Raw genomic sequence first — 13,647 nt, 5'->3', positions numbered from 1 at the left:
CAGATCGCCTGTTTTCCTTTCCCGCGGATAGCGCCATCATGATCCCATGAATGCGACGTCAAAATCCGCTCCGCGACTGATCGTTTTTTCTGATCTGGATGGCACTTTGCTCGACCATGCGACCTATGCGTGGGATGCGGCAAATGAAGCACTCGATAAAATGCGAGAGTTGGGGATTCCACTCGTCCTCGCAAGTTCGAAGACCGCTTCAGAGATTGCAGACTTGCGTGCGCAGATGGGATTTGAAGACGTTCCTGCCATTGTCGAAAATGGTGCAGGTCTTTTGCCGGCCGGTGCGGGCGCCGGCGCCGACACCTCCGAGCACGACGCGATCCGGAAAGCACTTGATGAGCTGCCTGCTGAATTGCGCGCTTGCTACGAGGGTTTTTCCGATTGGCCTGTCGAGGCCGTTGCGGACAAGACCGGATTGCCGCTCCAGCAGGCGGAAAAGGCGGCCCGGCGCCAATTTTCCGAACCCGGCCTTTGGAACGGGTCGGACGAGGATTTGGCAAAGTTCGAAGCGTTGCTCGGCGAGAAAGGAATACGTGCGCGGCAGGGGGGGCGATACCTCACATTGTCCTTCGGGGCGACCAAAGCCGATCAGATGGCCGCGATCATTTCAGGTTTCGAGCCGCGTCCGGTGACAATGGCCCTCGGCGATGCGCCGAACGATGTCGAGATGATTGAGACAGCGGATTTCGGCATTGTCATTCGAAACACACACGGACCAGGTATCCCGCCTTTGAGCGGCGAGGACGATGGGCGGATTGCGCGGACAGAGCGCCCGGGTCCGGAGGGATGGAACATCGCGGTGCTCGAACGCATCGCGCAACTTTACGATAAGACCAAGGAAGGCTGAAAAATGGCTGATTTCCATCAGGGCGGGCATGTCGCGACGCTTCACAATCTGAGAATCAACACGGAAGAGGACCTCAATCGGGAACTCAATGCCTTTGCCTCCTCCCGAAAAATCACACTCATTCTGCCGTCTCTGTTCTCCGAGTTAGAGGGCGATGCGCTCCCGAACATCATTGAAGAATTGAACAAGGTAGATTTCATCCACCGCATCGTCATTGGCCTCGACCGCGCGACAGAGGAACAATACCTCTACGCGCGCAAGTTCTTCTCCAAGCTGAAGGCAGACCATGTTGTTCTGTGGAATGACGGCCCCCGCCTTCGCGCCGTTGACGCACGTCTTCAGGAACTTGATCTGTCTCCGTCGGAACCGGGTAAAGGCCGGAATGTGTGGTTCTGCATGGGTTATACGATTGCCTGCGCGGATAGCGCGGTTGTCGCGGTCCATGACTGTGATGTTGTGACATACACTGCCGAGATGCTCGCGCGGCTCGTTTATCCGGTTGTGAACCCGACATTCCCATATCAGATGTCGAAAGGCTTTTATCCCCGCGTTGCGGATGGAAAGCTGAATGGTCGCGTGTCCCGCCTTTTGGTGACGCCGATGATCCACGCTCTGGCGAAGGTGCTTGGGCCGCGGGATTATCTCGATTTTCTCGCGGACTTCCGCTACCCGCTCGCAGGTGAGTTTGCCATGCGCACCTCGATCTTGCCGGACATGCGGATTCCGTCTGATTGGGGTCTCGAAATTGGCCTGCTGTCTGAGGCATGGCGCAATCTGAGCCCGCGTGCGGTATGTCAGGTCGAAGTTTCGGATCGCTACGATCACAAGCATCAGGATTTGAGCCAGGAAGACGCCTCCAAAGGCCTGTCGCGGATGTCGGTCGATATCTGTAAGGCGCTCTATCGCAAGCTTGCAGCAGATGGGACTGTGTTCTCGGAAGAAATCTTCCGGTCAATCAAGGCAACGTACTATCGCGGTGCGCTCGATCTCATCGAAACCTATTTCAACGACGCGCGGATGAATGGCCTGCATGTGGATCGTCACGTCGAAGAGCAAGCAGTGGAACTGTTCGCAAACAACATCATCGGCGCGGGGAACGTATTCCTTGAAAACCCGATGGAGACACCGTTTATCCCGAACTGGTCCCGCGTCCATGCAGCTGATCCGGACATCATCTCGTCCATGCTGCGCGCCGTTGCGGATGACATGAAAGAATACCAGTGATCGTTATTTGAGGCGTGCGAGGATGCCCTGTGCGAGCGCCGGGCATCCTGCAACCAACCCGTCCAATTGAGGCTTTGGCTGGTTGAAGAGCGGCTTTTTGCCTCTACGGTCGCTGACAACGCCGCCCGCCTCCGAGAGGATCAAGGTGCCTGCCGCCACATCCCATTCCCACGTCGGGCGAAACGCAAACATCGCGTCGTAGCGGCCTTGGGCGACCAACGCGAGGCGATAGGCGAGGGACGGGCGAAATTTGTGGATGAAGTTGGGTGATCCGCCTTGCCAGTGTTCGTCAGCGAGGTGTTGACGCGGCGCCAAAACCGTCGCCCCATCAAGATCACAGCGTTGCGACGCCCGCAGGATTTCTCCGTTCAGTTCAGCGCCGCCGCCTTTTATCGCAGTGAATAGACGATCACGCATTGGCAGATACACAACGGCCGCAACCACCTCGCCCGCCTCGGCAATTGCGAGCGAATGCGCCCAGTTGTGATCGCCGTGAATAAAGCTGCGTGTGCCGTCAATCGGATCGACAATGAAAACACGATCCCGCCCGAGCCGCTCCGCGGTGGCGTCCACGGTTTCTTCGGAAAGCCAACCATAGTCGGGGCGCTCTGACAAAAGATACTCGTGGAGCATCCGGTCCACGGCAAGGTCGGCCTCAGTCACTGGGCCTTGGCCTCCGCCTTTGTCCCAGGTCTTCGGCTCCGCACGCCAGTAGGGGCGCGCAATTTCGCCGGCATTTCGCGCCGCTTCGATCAGCAATTCGAGATCGTCAGTCTCCTGCAAGCGTCATCCCCTCGACCAGCAGAGAGGGCACCACGCGGCTCAGGTGTGTTCGGGCGTCGTTCGCGGGGATCAACGTCTTGAGCATGTCCCGCAGATTGCCGGCGATCGTGCATTCGTTCACCGGATAGGCGATTTCACCGTTTTCGACCCAGAAGCCGCTCGCGCCGCGAGAGTAATCGCCTGTCGTCGGGTTTACCGATGCGCCGATCATGCCTGTGACCAAGAGGCCAGTGCCCATATCGCGGATCAGGTCCTCGCGGCTCTGTTCGCCTTGCGTCAGTGAGACGTTGCCAGACGACGGGGAGGGTGGGGCCGACACGCCGCGAGAGGCGTTTCCGGTGCTCTCAAGCCCGAGTTTTCGTGCGCTGGCGAGATCAAGAACCCAACTCTTGAGCACTCCGTTCTCCACGAGCGCGCGCTTTTGCGTCGCGAGGCCCTCAGCATCGAACAGGCGCGAGGCGGATGTGCGGGGGCGGAGCGGGTCTTCGATGATGGAGAGGCTCGTCGGCAAAACCTGCTCACCCATGGCATCGCGAAGCCAGCTCGACCCACGTGCAATCGAACTTCCGTTAATGGCGGATAGCAAATGCCCAATGAGCGAAGATGCTACGCGTTCATCATAGAGGATCGGATAGGCGCCCGTCTTCGGCTTGCGCGCGCCCATGCGGGCAAGGGTGCGTTCGGCGGCGAGGCGGCCAATCTCTTCGGGGCTCGGCAGGTCCGCGCCAAAAATCCGGCTTTCGCCGCAGTGATCGCGCTCCATTCCCGTGCCGCTGCCCGCGATGGCAACAGCAGAGATCATGCGGTCCGTGCGTTCATATCCGCCCTGAAACCCGTTGGTGGCAGAGAGGTGGATGCGTCGATGACCGTAGGCGGCGCCCGCGTTGTCCACTTGGGAAATGCCCTCAACGGCTGAGGCCGCTGCTTCGGCGCGCAGAGCGTCCTCTTTGAGCGTTTCGGGAGACGGTTCACCCGACGGATCGAACATTTCGAGGACGGACATGTCGGTTTGCGTCGCGATCTGCGACGGGTCCGCGAGACCTGCGGTCGGGTCTTCTGGGGCGAGGCGCGCCATCATAACGGCGCGCTCTGCGACTGTTTGGAGTGTTTCTGGGCGCGTGTCTGAGGCGGACACACAGGCCTGACGTTTGCCGATCAGAACCCGCAGCCCGATATCGACGCCCTCGGAGCGCTCTGCTTGCTCCAGCTGCCCTTGGCGCACGTTGATGGAAACGGACGTGCCGTCAATGGCCAAGGCATCGGCAGCCTCGGCGCCAGCCTTGCGGGCGGCGTCGAGAAGAGCTTCGGTCAGTTTGGCGAGGTCCTGAGCCATAAGGGGCAACTCCTGTTTTTCACGTCTCCAAAGGAGTTAGGCCGCTCGCCGCCAAAGCGCAAGCAATCCTACCGGACTTAGAACGGAAGGGGCTGTCCGTTGGTGAGAACAGTGCCATCCTCGGTGATCTCGATCTCGGAGACGAGTTGATCCTCTTCAGACCCCGGTCGTGCGATCACGCCGAGCATCATCTGCGCGGACATAAGCTGTTCCGGCGGCAGCATGCCGGTCGAGGCGAGGGTGCCAAGGAGTGTTTGGATGCCACGAATATCGAGATTGAGTTTGCCGGCAAACGGCGGCAGGCCACCTGCTGTGATCGACTGGTCGCCCATAAAATACCCTTCGCCGACGCCATCAATGGACGCCCCCGCGAGAGATAGGTAGAGCTCAGGAATTGCGACTGTTTTAACCGAAAGGGGCACCTCGGCGCCCGGCCCATCGAGAGCCGCAAGTGCTTCGATATCAAAGAGATCGATGCCGCTTTGGACAGTGCCCGCGATTGCAAGGCGCAGATATACCGGATCATGCGGCAGTTGTCCTGACGGGTCGGCCATCATCCACACGAAATCGGGCAGGACGAGTTCCTCGATTCCCACCCCGTAGTTGAAGGGTTGATCTGCGTCGGATGCGGAGAGTGGCAGCATCAGGTTTGAGGACAGAGATGCGATGGAAACAGTCTGCTCGCCGAAGGGGATCACGGCGCCAGAAACAGAGATTTCTAGGGCATCGGCGCTTGCCTCGTAGTCAATGAGGCCGGATGCGAGAGAGATGTTGGTTCCGCCATGTTGAGAGGAACCCGTGACCGAGATCGGACCAACATCGGGAAGCACCATGTCCATCGTGAACCCGCTTTCGCTGGAATTCGATGTCATGGTAAGTGTTGCCGCGCCGAATACATCCGCGAACGAACCTGCTTCGTCCATAATTGGTGCGCTATAGAGGCCGTCGACAGAAATATCCTGCATGAGCATCTGGAATTGCACGCTTCCCTCCGGGTCATCCATCACCATGTCGTAGGTGAGCGCGGCCACAGTCACATCGAACTCGGAAGAGATTTCTACGCCGCTATTGGCGAGCGAATAAGTCCCCGCGATACCGCCTACTGTCATCTCCCCGCCGGGCTGGATGAGCATCTCTTCGTAATAGGCCGGCTCCTGCACCATCGAGACGGTCATCTCCTCAAACGAGAACATCATGTCGTCGGTGTCGCCTTCGATCAGGGTTTCTCCGTCAATAGTCATCACGGAGCGAGTTTCGATCATGCCGTCACCAATTTCAGGCGAAAGCGGGGTCGTCGCGATGGATGTGATCGGCGAGGCAAACCAAGTGGCAACCGTGCCGCCCGCGCGCTCCTGAAACCGGATCTCCGGTGCGGTCGAGGTGCTGCTGACTTTCATGTCGCCCGAGCCCAACTCCATGCCATACACCATGTCACGCACGACGAGCGTGTCGCCTTCGCGGCTCACATCGGCCGTGACCTCCATGCCTGTCGACGTCATCATCGTCTCGTAGGCGGCCCACGCCTCCTCCGGTGTGATCTCGGCGTAGGCCGAAGTGAAGGAGAGACCGGCGGACAAAATGGTGGATGAGAAGAAGAAGAAACGCATGAAATACTCCGTTGAATAGTTACCTGATACAGTTTCCTGCTTTGACTGACGGGTCAAGGTTGGAACCCGCGCCGAGGCATGGTTATTCTGCCGCAAAGATCAGGAGGGACAGGTATGATCGATTTGACAGGCAAGGTGGCCGTCGTCACAGGCGCAAGCCGCGGGATTGGGGAGGCCACAGCGCGTCTTTTTGCCAAATCCGGCGCGAAGGTTGCCCTTCTGGCGCGGAGCGAGGATGACATATTCCGCATTGCATCGGAGATCGGAGAGGGGGCGCTTGCTGTGCCGTGTGATATCGGGTCTCTGGAAGCTGTGGATGAGGCCCTCACGCAAGTCGAACAATCCCTCGGACCGGTCGATATCCTCGTCAATAATGCGGGCATGATTGACCCCATCGGCGCGTTGGCAGAGGTGGACCCAGAGGCGTGGGGGCGGTTGATCGACGTGAATATCAAAGGTGTCTTCTATGCGATGCACCGCGTGGTGCCGTCTATGGTCGCTCGGGGTGGCGGGACGGTGCTCACGGTCTCGTCCGGTGCGGCACACAGTGCGATTGAGGGGTGGAGTGCCTATTGCACCTCCAAAGCGGGGGCTGCGATGCTGACCTCTGCGCTCGATCTCGAATATCGCGACAAAGGCATCCGCGCGATGGGGCTGTCTCCTGGAACTGTCGCCACCCAAATGCAGCGAGAGATCAAAGCGTCGGGCATCAATGACGTGAGCAAGCTGGAGTGGTCCGATCACATTCCGCCGGAGTGGCCCGCGAAGGCGCTTCTTTGGATGTGCAGCGCGGAAGCCGACGCGCATATGGGCGAGGAATTGCGTCTGAGGGACGAAGCATTCCGCCGTCAGATCGGGGTGATCGCATGATCGAGTTGACCCGTGATGGAGACCTCTGGGCGGTGACATTGAACCGGCCCGAGAAAGCCAACTCTCTCACGTCCGAGATGCTATCCCGTCTCATTGAGATTGCAGATGAGGCGGCAGTGGGCGCGAAGGTTCTCGTGCTGACGGGTGCTGGAAAAGTGTTTTCGGCAGGTGCTGATCTCGACGAAGCGCGTGCGGGTCTCGCGACGTCTCATCTCTGGGAGGAACTCTCCGGAAAGTTCGCCGAACTGCCCTGTCTCACGATTGCCGCGCTGAATGGCACGTTGGCGGGTGGGGCGTTTGGCATGGCGCTCGCCTGCGACATCCGCATCAGTGATCCGTCGGCGAAGTTCTTTTATCCGGTGATGAAGCTCGGGTTCCTGCCTCAACCCTCTGATCCGCGCCGTATGCGTGAGCTGATCGGTCCCGCGCGGGCGAAAATGATCCTGATGGGCGGGCAAAAGATCCTCGCGGACGAAGCCTTGGCGTGGGGTTTGGTGGATCGAATCGTAGATGCTTCTGAGCAGAAGGCCGCAGTTGAGGTGCTCGCCGGGGACGCCCTCGCCGCGGACCTTGCGCATATCGCGGGCATCAAGGCTCTGATCACGCCGTGACAGCCACATCCGAACAGATTGACGTGCTGGTGGTCGGCGCAGGGCCTGCCGGCCTCATGGCGGCGGAAGTGATTTCAGGGGCCGGATTCTTTGTTGTCGTGACCGAAGCCAAACCATCGCCCGCGCGCAAATTCCTGATGGCGGGGAAATCGGGTCTCAACCTGACCAAGGATGAACCTTTCGAGGAGTTTCTGTCGGCCTATGATCCGTTGCACCCGTATCTGCGGTCTGCCCTTAAAGAGTTTGGCCCGAATGATGTGGTGTCTTGGGCAGAAGGCCTCGGGCAAGAAATGTTCACAGGCTCGTCGGGGCGGGTTTTCCCAACTGTGATGAAGGCGTCTCCACTGCTTCGTGCATGGTTGGAGAGATTATCCTCGCGGGGCGTGGAGCTGCGACGGAACTGGCGCATGACCGAACTGTCCGAAACGGTGGCTTTTGACACTTCAGAGGGAGAGAAAACCATCGCTCCGCGTGCCATCGTCCTCGCACTCGGAGGGGCGAGTTGGGCGCGATTGGGGTCTAGTGGTGCGTGGACAGAGCAAGTCGAACGCTTCGTTGATCTCGCGCCGTTTGCACCCTCGAATGTTGGTCTGACGGTCGATTGGACGCCGCATATGGAGCGCCATTTCGGCAAGCCGGTGAAGGGTGTGAAGCTGACATGCGGACGATTTGAGACCCGTGGCGAATTCATAATTTCGAAACGAGGCCTCGAGGGGAGCGGCATCTACTCCGTCTCGCGTGGGTTTCGTGATGGAGCGAAATTGCGCGTCGATCTGCTGCCCGACTGGAGCGAAGAGAAGCTCAAAAAGACCCTAATCCAGCGCAAAACGAAAGAAACGCTGACGAAGTTCCTGAAGCGTGCGCTCAGGCTGTCGCCTGAAAAGATCGCCCTTCTGATGGAGTTCGCGGGACCGCAGTCAGAGGATTTGTCAGCAGCACTCAAAGGACTTGAAATCGAGGGCGCAAAGTTTCGTCCGATGGATGAGGCGATTTCCACCGCGGGCGGCGTCCGGTTTGAATCTTTGTCGGATCATCTGGAGGCGCTCCGTAGTCCGGGCCTGTTCTTCGCAGGTGAGATGCTCGATTGGGATGCGCCAACGGGCGGTTACCTTCTGACGGCCTGCCTCGCCTCAGGCCGCCTCGCTGGTCGGGGCGTTATTGCCTCTCTCGCATAACTTCAGATGCGATTTCGAGTGACCGCAGCCGCGCGCCGTGGTCGTGGATGTTGGCTGCGAACAGGATTTCATCGGGTTGGTATCTATCGATCAAACCAGCCACCTGATCCGCCACCATAGCTTTTGTCCCAGTCGAAGAGACCGCGAAAATGGCCTCGAGAGATGGCAAGAACTGCGCGGGAACGACGGACGAAATCTCCTCAACTGGGCGCGGCAGCTTGCCGGGTTTTCCCATGCGCAGGTTCGCGAAGGTCTGCATCATGGAGGTGCGGAGAAACAGCGCCTCTTTTTCCGTTTCAGCCGCAAAGACGTTCGTCGCGAGCATGAAATAGGGTTTCTCCAGATACGCAGACGGGCGGAATAGGTCGCGGTAAATCTGGACCGCCTGATCAAGCGCAGCAGGGGCAAAATGCGACGCGAACGCGTAGGGCAGACCCAAATATGCGGCGAGTTCCGCGCCGTAGGTTGACGACCCGAGCATCCAGACCGGCACATGGGTTCCTGTCCCCGGAAAGGCGCGGACAGGAGCGTCGTCAGGCATGTCGCCGAGATACCCCATTAGCTCTTGCACATCCTGTGGGAAGGTTTCGCCATTCGCATGGCCGGGCATCAGATTGCGGCGCAGCGCCCGCGCGGTCGGCATGTCCGTCCCCGGCGCACGCCCAAGCCCGAGGTCGATGCGATCCCCGTAGAGTTCGCGGAGCGTGCCAAATGCCTCGGCGACCTGCAAAGGCGCATGGTTCGGGAGCATGATCCCGCCCGCACCGATCCGCATGGTTTTCGTATGCCCTGCGATATGGCCAATCACCACCGCTGTCGCGGCGGACGCAATCCCAGGCATATTGTGGTGCTCGGCGAGCCAATAGCGGTTGAACCCCCACGCTTCAGCGTGCTGCGCCAGATCGACGGAGTTTTTCAGTGCATCCGCCGTGGAGGTGCCTTCCGGCACGGGAGACAGGTCGAGTAGGGAATATGGGATCATGTGCGGCTCCTTTCGTCCCAATTTGGGGTCGGTGAGCGGCGGTGCAACGTCTCTTTGTGCTCAGCGCCGTTGCGCGAGCATAGTAAGCCTGAGCAGAGCGCGCTCCATGACCGCCATTGTCGGGGCCTTGGACGCTGAACGAAGCGTCAGATCCGTGTCGGTCAGAATGCCGAGCGCCATTTCGAGCTTATACATGCCCCACGCAGACGCCTGTCGTGTCATGCGGTCGCGACGCGGACCAAAGATCGGAGGCCGTGCACGAGCGATCCCTGCACCGGCACCGCCGGGATCGGAGGCAGCGGCGTGGAGTGTTCTGAAATGGCGCATCGTGAAGATAGAGAGCGCAACCGGGTCAATCCCCTGACCGCCAAGTTTGAGCATCAAGGGCCCGAGTTCCTGCTGCTTGCCCTCTGCGACGACATTGAGCAGGTCATCAACCTCGGCCTCGGTCGTTGCGGGCGCGCAATTCTGAACGTCCTCGCTACTCACCGGAGTGCTGTCGCCGATTTTATAGAGCGCGAGTTTCTCCAGAGTTTGGCGGAAATCGCCGGGATCGAGGACGCGGGCGAGGGCCTCGATATCTGTCATGGCCTCGCGGGAGATGTCTTTCAGGCCCGCTTTCGAAAGCGTTTCCTCGATCTCCGCGCGGGATGGTGGATCGGCATAGATTGCGATCGCGTAGGCAGAGGGATGGCCCTCGAATAGCTTGCGGAGTTTGGAGCTGGCCTTGAGTTGGCCGGCGGTCACGACGACTTGAGCGTCGCCCTCACGCCAGTCGAACAGTGCATCTTTGACGACTTCCGAAATCGTGTCGGTTGCGTCCTCGACAAATGCAACGCGCGGACCGGGGAAAAAGCCTTGTTCGCGGATGGCGTCGAGCAACAGGGTTTTGTCTTTACGTAATTCGGCACCGGAAATGCGTGAGAGACGCATTTCTTCTTCGCCTTGCTTGCCAATCAGGTTCTCGATGATCTCCTGACGTCGGAGCGCGATCCGCATTGTGTCAGGCCCGTAGAGCAACACCCCTGCCTTGCCGCGATCGGGCTTGGCAAAGTAGGACAATGCTTCGCGGGCGTTGAGCTTCATCAGACAATCTCGACCGTTGTGATGATCTGGTCCACGATCTTGTCGCCAAGGATCACCATAAGGCGCTCATAAGCATCACGGGATGCAGTCAGGCGGTCCACGGGAGAGTTCGGGGCCGAATAGCTGGTGAAGCTTTCGACTGTGTCTGAGGTCAGTGTCCGGCCTGTCGCGGTCTCCGTCAAAGCGAAAGTCACCTCTCCTTCGACGTGGTAACGGGTGATTTCCTCATCCCGCGTGATGCCCACAGCCCTTTCGACTGTGTCGATCTCATAGCTCAATCGGTACGCAGGGTTCGTCACCTCGCCGAAGCTCAGTTTGAGGTGGTTGGCGAGCGCGTAGCTTTCGCGGTCATCCGGGGCCGCGATCTCGACGCGTCCGCGCAGGTTGGACCCGGCTGAACCGGGGCCATAAGCCGGAGTGAAACCGCATCCCGCCAGCGCCCCGAATGTGGCGCTGGAAATCAGGAATTTACGGCGATCAAATGACGACATTGACGATACGGCCCGGCACAACGATGAGTTTTTTCGGGGACCCGCCATCGAGCGCCCTTTTCACAGCATCGTTTTCTAGGACCAGCTTTTCAACCTCTTCCTTAGGCATGTCTTTCGGCACGGAAATTTCGTCCCGACGTTTGCCGTTGATCTGGATCGGAAGCGTCACGGTGTCCTCGACAAGCATCGCCTCATCCGGCACTGGCCAAGCGGCCCGCGCCACGAGACCCTCACCGCCGAGCATCGCCCACATATCCTCTGCAAGGTGTGGCGTCATCGGCGACATGAGTTGGGCCATCGTCTTGAGCGCAAAGCGTTTTGCTTCACGTCCGGCCTTCGATTTCGAGATCGTATTGGTGAACCCGTAGAGCTTCGCAATCGAGGTGTTGAAGCCGAAGGAGTCGATGCCTTGGGTGACTTCGAACATCGCTTTGTGCGTTGCGCGGAGGAGCTCCTCGTCGCCTTGGCCCTGCTCTGGTTGGGTTTCCAGCTCAGACGCCAGTCGCCAGACACGCGCGAGGTGTTTGTTGGAGGCTTCTGCACCGGAGGCGGTCCACTCTACATCACGCTCCGGCGGGCTATCGGAGAGCACAAACCAACGGGCGGTATCCGCGCCGTATTGCTCGATGATCGCGACCGGATCGACGACGTTGTTTTTGGACTTCGACATCTTGGCGGAGGGGATGACGTTCACCTTCTCGCCGGTCTCTTTGACGAAGACACCACCGTCGCGCTCTTCGACCTCTTCCGGATAGTGGTAGATCGTGCGGCCGTTCTCGTTTTTGCGCTCTGCGTTCTCGTAGATCGCGTGCGTCACCATGCCCTGCGTGAACAGCGCATTGAACGGTTCACGGGATTTGTCCGGCAGATGCCCCGTTTCGTTCATCGCGCGGGCGAAGAAGCGGGAGTAGAGCAGGTGCAGAATCGCGTGTTCGATGCCGCCGATATACTGGTCGACGTTCATCCAGTAATCCGCATCCTCAGCAACCGTCGGCGTCGTGGCGCGCGGGGCGGTGAAGCGGGCGTAATACCAGCTCGAATCGACGAAGGTGTCCATCGTGTCGGTTTCACGCTGCGCCGGTGCGCCGCAGGTCGGGCAGGAACAGTCGCGCCACGTCGGGTGACGGTCGAGCGGGTTGCCCGGCACGGAGAAATCAATTGGCTTGCCGCCTTCATCGAACGGAAGCTCGATCGGCAGGTTTTCTTTCTTCTCCGGCACAACGCCACAGCTTTCGCAGTGCACAACCGGAATTGGGCAGCCCCAGTAGCGCTGACGGGAGAGGCCCCAGTCGCGCAGGCGGAACTTTGTCACGCCATGGCCGACACCATTGGCCTCGCAGAAATCAATCGCGGTTTCGACGCCTTGCTCACCGGTCTGAACGGCCTCGCCAGCAAACCCGCGCGTGTAGGTCACTTTCTCGGACTTGAGCGGGGTGTAGGCCTCCGACGTGTCGAGTTCACCTTCGGTCGGCTCGAACACATATGTGATCGGAAGGCCGTATTTGGTCGCAAAATCAAAGTCGCGCTGATCGTGCGCGGGGCAGCCAAAGATAGCGCCTGTGCCGTAGTCCATCAGGATAAAGTTCGCGATGTAGACTGGCAGTTCGACAGCGGTGTCGAACGGATGGCGCACGGTGAGGCCGGTGTTGAAGCCGAGCTTCTCAGCCTTCTCAATCGCCTCTTCGGTCGTGCCACCCTTGCGGCATTCTTCACAGAACGCGGCGATTTCGGGGTTCTCGGCGGCAAGCTCCTTGGCGAGCGGGTGATCAGCAGAAATACCCACAAAAGATGCGCCCATGAGCGTGTCGGGGCGAGTGGTGTACACCTCGATCCGGTCGTGATGCGCGGTCGGCTCAACGACGGAGAACGCAAACTGAAGACCGCGCGATTTGCCGATCCAGTTGCGCTGCATGGTTTTGACCTTGTCCGGCCAGTTGTCGAGCGTGTCGATGGCGCTCAGGAGGTCTTCGGAATAGTCGGAAATCTTGAAGAACCACTGGGTCAGCTCGCGACGTTCCACCGGTGCACCGGAGCGCCAGCCGCAGCCGTCAATCACCTGCTCGTTGGCGAGCACGGTCATGTCAACCGGGTCCCAGTTCACCGTGGCGTTTTTACGGTAAACGAGGCCCTTTTCGAGCATGTCGATGAACATCGCTTGCTGCTGCCCATAGTATTCCGGATCACAGGTCGCGAACATGCGGGTCCAGTCGATGGAGAGGCCGAGAGGCTTCATCTGATCGACCATCGTGTCGATGTTGGCGTAGGTCCACGTCTTCGGGTGGCCGCCGGACGCCATTGCTGCGTTTTCCGCCGGCATGCCGAAGGCGTCAAAGCCCATCGGGTGCAGGACGTTGTGGCCCGTGGAAGATTTGTAGCGCGCGACGACGTCGCCCATCGTGTAGTTGCGGACGTGGCCGATGTGGATGCGGCCCGACGGATAGGGGAACATCTCAAGCACGTAATACTTCGGCTTGCTCTCATCCCGCTTGGCGAGGAAAACCTCCGCCTCATTCCATGCGGACTGCCATTTCGGTTCGATCTCGCTGGGCGCGTAACGGCTCATCTGTTCATCCCTTGGGGTCAATGTGAAACGCCGGGCACAAACAGGCCCGGCGTCGTCATAATG

The 13,647-nt window shown here is 59.5% G+C and carries 12 protein-coding genes; 5 read left to right on the top strand and 7 right to left on the bottom strand.

From position 1 onward, the window contains the following. Window positions 1–46: 46 nt before the first annotated feature. Together LA304_RS00380 and LA304_RS00375 are read left to right on the top strand one after the other, a co-directional pair. Window positions 47–859 carry an HAD-IIB family hydrolase gene (locus LA304_RS00380; protein ID WP_224501136.1) on the top strand — a complete coding sequence of 271 codons (813 nt, stop codon included), beginning with the start codon at window positions 47–49 and terminating at the stop codon, window positions 857–859. 3 nt (window positions 860–862) lie between these two features. Further along, window positions 863–2,083 (top strand): glycosyltransferase family protein, encoded by a 1,221-nt coding sequence (locus LA304_RS00375; RefSeq protein ID WP_224501135.1) that lies wholly within the window; start codon window positions 863–865, stop codon window positions 2,081–2,083. Between the two features lie 3 nt (window positions 2,084–2,086). Here LA304_RS00375 and LA304_RS00370 read toward each other — a convergent pair whose 3' ends face one another. The 3 genes from LA304_RS00370 to LA304_RS00360 form a co-directional block, all read right to left on the bottom strand. Further along, on the bottom strand, window positions 2,087–2,866 hold the full coding sequence (locus tag LA304_RS00370) for a 3'(2'),5'-bisphosphate nucleotidase CysQ (RefSeq protein WP_224501134.1): 780 nt from the start codon (window positions 2,864–2,866) through the stop codon (window positions 2,087–2,089). Next, on the bottom strand, window positions 2,853–4,199 hold the full coding sequence (locus LA304_RS00365; protein ID WP_224501133.1) for a TldD/PmbA family protein: 1,347 nt from the start codon (window positions 4,197–4,199) through the stop codon (window positions 2,853–2,855). The genes LA304_RS00370 and LA304_RS00365 overlap by 14 nt, the downstream gene beginning before the upstream one ends. Before the next feature lie 77 nt (window positions 4,200–4,276). Next, entirely contained in the window at window positions 4,277–5,806 is a 1,530-nt protein-coding gene (locus tag LA304_RS00360; RefSeq protein ID WP_224501132.1) for a DUF2125 domain-containing protein, read from the bottom strand. 114 nt (window positions 5,807–5,920) lie between these two features. Here LA304_RS00360 and LA304_RS00355 point away from each other — a divergent pair, with 114 nt between their 5' ends. The 3 genes from LA304_RS00355 to LA304_RS00345 are packed head-to-tail and all read left to right on the top strand — an operon-like array spanning window position 5,921 to window position 8,462. Next, window positions 5,921–6,676 (top strand): SDR family oxidoreductase, encoded by a 756-nt coding sequence (locus LA304_RS00355; RefSeq protein ID WP_224501131.1) that lies wholly within the window; start codon window positions 5,921–5,923, stop codon window positions 6,674–6,676. Then, window positions 6,673–7,287 (top strand): enoyl-CoA hydratase/isomerase family protein, encoded by a 615-nt coding sequence (locus LA304_RS00350; protein ID WP_224501130.1) that lies wholly within the window; start codon window positions 6,673–6,675, stop codon window positions 7,285–7,287. Before LA304_RS00355 ends, LA304_RS00350 begins: the two co-directional genes overlap by 4 nt. A gap of 17 nt (window positions 7,288–7,304) precedes the next feature. Next, window positions 7,305–8,462, top strand: a complete 1,158-nt coding sequence (locus LA304_RS00345) for a TIGR03862 family flavoprotein (RefSeq protein WP_224501367.1) — start codon at window positions 7,305–7,307, stop codon at window positions 8,460–8,462. Here LA304_RS00345 and LA304_RS00340 read toward each other — a convergent pair. Genes LA304_RS00340 through leuS form a run of 4 tightly spaced genes read right to left on the bottom strand, consistent with a single transcriptional unit; the run spans window position 8,443 to window position 13,584 of the window. Further along, a complete protein-coding gene (locus tag LA304_RS00340; RefSeq protein WP_224501129.1) occupies window positions 8,443–9,444 on the bottom strand; it encodes an LLM class flavin-dependent oxidoreductase in 1,002 nt (333 codons plus the stop codon). The two genes, LA304_RS00345 and LA304_RS00340, sit on opposite strands and share 20 nt — an antisense overlap. Window positions 9,445–9,504: 60 nt before the next feature. Further along, the gene (gene holA, locus LA304_RS00335) at window positions 9,505–10,530 is read right to left on the bottom strand and encodes a DNA polymerase III subunit delta (protein WP_224501128.1); all 1,026 of its coding nucleotides are present in this window, start codon (window positions 10,528–10,530) and stop codon (window positions 9,505–9,507) included. Further along, window positions 10,530–11,021, bottom strand: a complete 492-nt coding sequence (locus tag LA304_RS00330; protein WP_224501127.1) for a hypothetical protein — start codon at window positions 11,019–11,021, stop codon at window positions 10,530–10,532. The genes holA and LA304_RS00330 overlap by 1 nt, the downstream gene beginning before the upstream one ends. Further along, on the bottom strand, window positions 11,008–13,584 hold the full coding sequence (gene leuS, locus LA304_RS00325) for a leucine--tRNA ligase (RefSeq protein ID WP_224501126.1): 2,577 nt from the start codon (window positions 13,582–13,584) through the stop codon (window positions 11,008–11,010). The genes LA304_RS00330 and leuS overlap by 14 nt, the downstream gene beginning before the upstream one ends. Window positions 13,585–13,647: the final 63 nt, after the last annotated feature.

The organism is Celeribacter litoreus (assembly GCF_020165855.1).
GTDB classification, from domain to species: Bacteria; Pseudomonadota; Alphaproteobacteria; order Rhodobacterales; family Rhodobacteraceae; genus Celeribacter; species Celeribacter litoreus.
The sequence above is the reverse complement of the archived record's forward strand: the minus strand, read 5'-3'. Positions and strand labels throughout refer to the sequence as shown.

Excerpts from the sequence above, each read along its gene's own strand:
- LA304_RS00380 (WP_224501136.1), top strand. The coding sequence starts at position 47 with ATGAATGCGACGTCAAAATCCGCTCCGCGACTGATCGTTTTTTCTGAT.
- LA304_RS00375 (WP_224501135.1), top strand. The coding sequence starts at position 863 with ATGGCTGATTTCCATCAGGGCGGGCATGTCGCGACGCTTCACAATCTG.
- LA304_RS00365 (WP_224501133.1), bottom strand. The coding sequence starts at position 4,199 with ATGGCTCAGGACCTCGCCAAACTGACCGAAGCTCTTCTCGACGCCGCC.
- LA304_RS00360 (WP_224501132.1), bottom strand. The coding sequence starts at position 5,806 with ATGCGTTTCTTCTTCTTCTCATCCACCATTTTGTCCGCCGGTCTCTCC.
- LA304_RS00355 (WP_224501131.1), top strand. The coding sequence starts at position 5,921 with ATGATCGATTTGACAGGCAAGGTGGCCGTCGTCACAGGCGCAAGCCGC.
- LA304_RS00350 (WP_224501130.1), top strand. The coding sequence starts at position 6,673 with ATGATCGAGTTGACCCGTGATGGAGACCTCTGGGCGGTGACATTGAAC.
- LA304_RS00340 (WP_224501129.1), bottom strand. The coding sequence starts at position 9,444 with ATGATCCCATATTCCCTACTCGACCTGTCTCCCGTGCCGGAAGGCACC.
- holA (WP_224501128.1), bottom strand. The coding sequence starts at position 10,530 with ATGAAGCTCAACGCCCGCGAAGCATTGTCCTACTTTGCCAAGCCCGAT.
- LA304_RS00330 (WP_224501127.1), bottom strand. The coding sequence starts at position 11,021 with ATGTCGTCATTTGATCGCCGTAAATTCCTGATTTCCAGCGCCACATTC.
- leuS (WP_224501126.1), bottom strand. The coding sequence starts at position 13,584 with ATGAGCCGTTACGCGCCCAGCGAGATCGAACCGAAATGGCAGTCCGCA.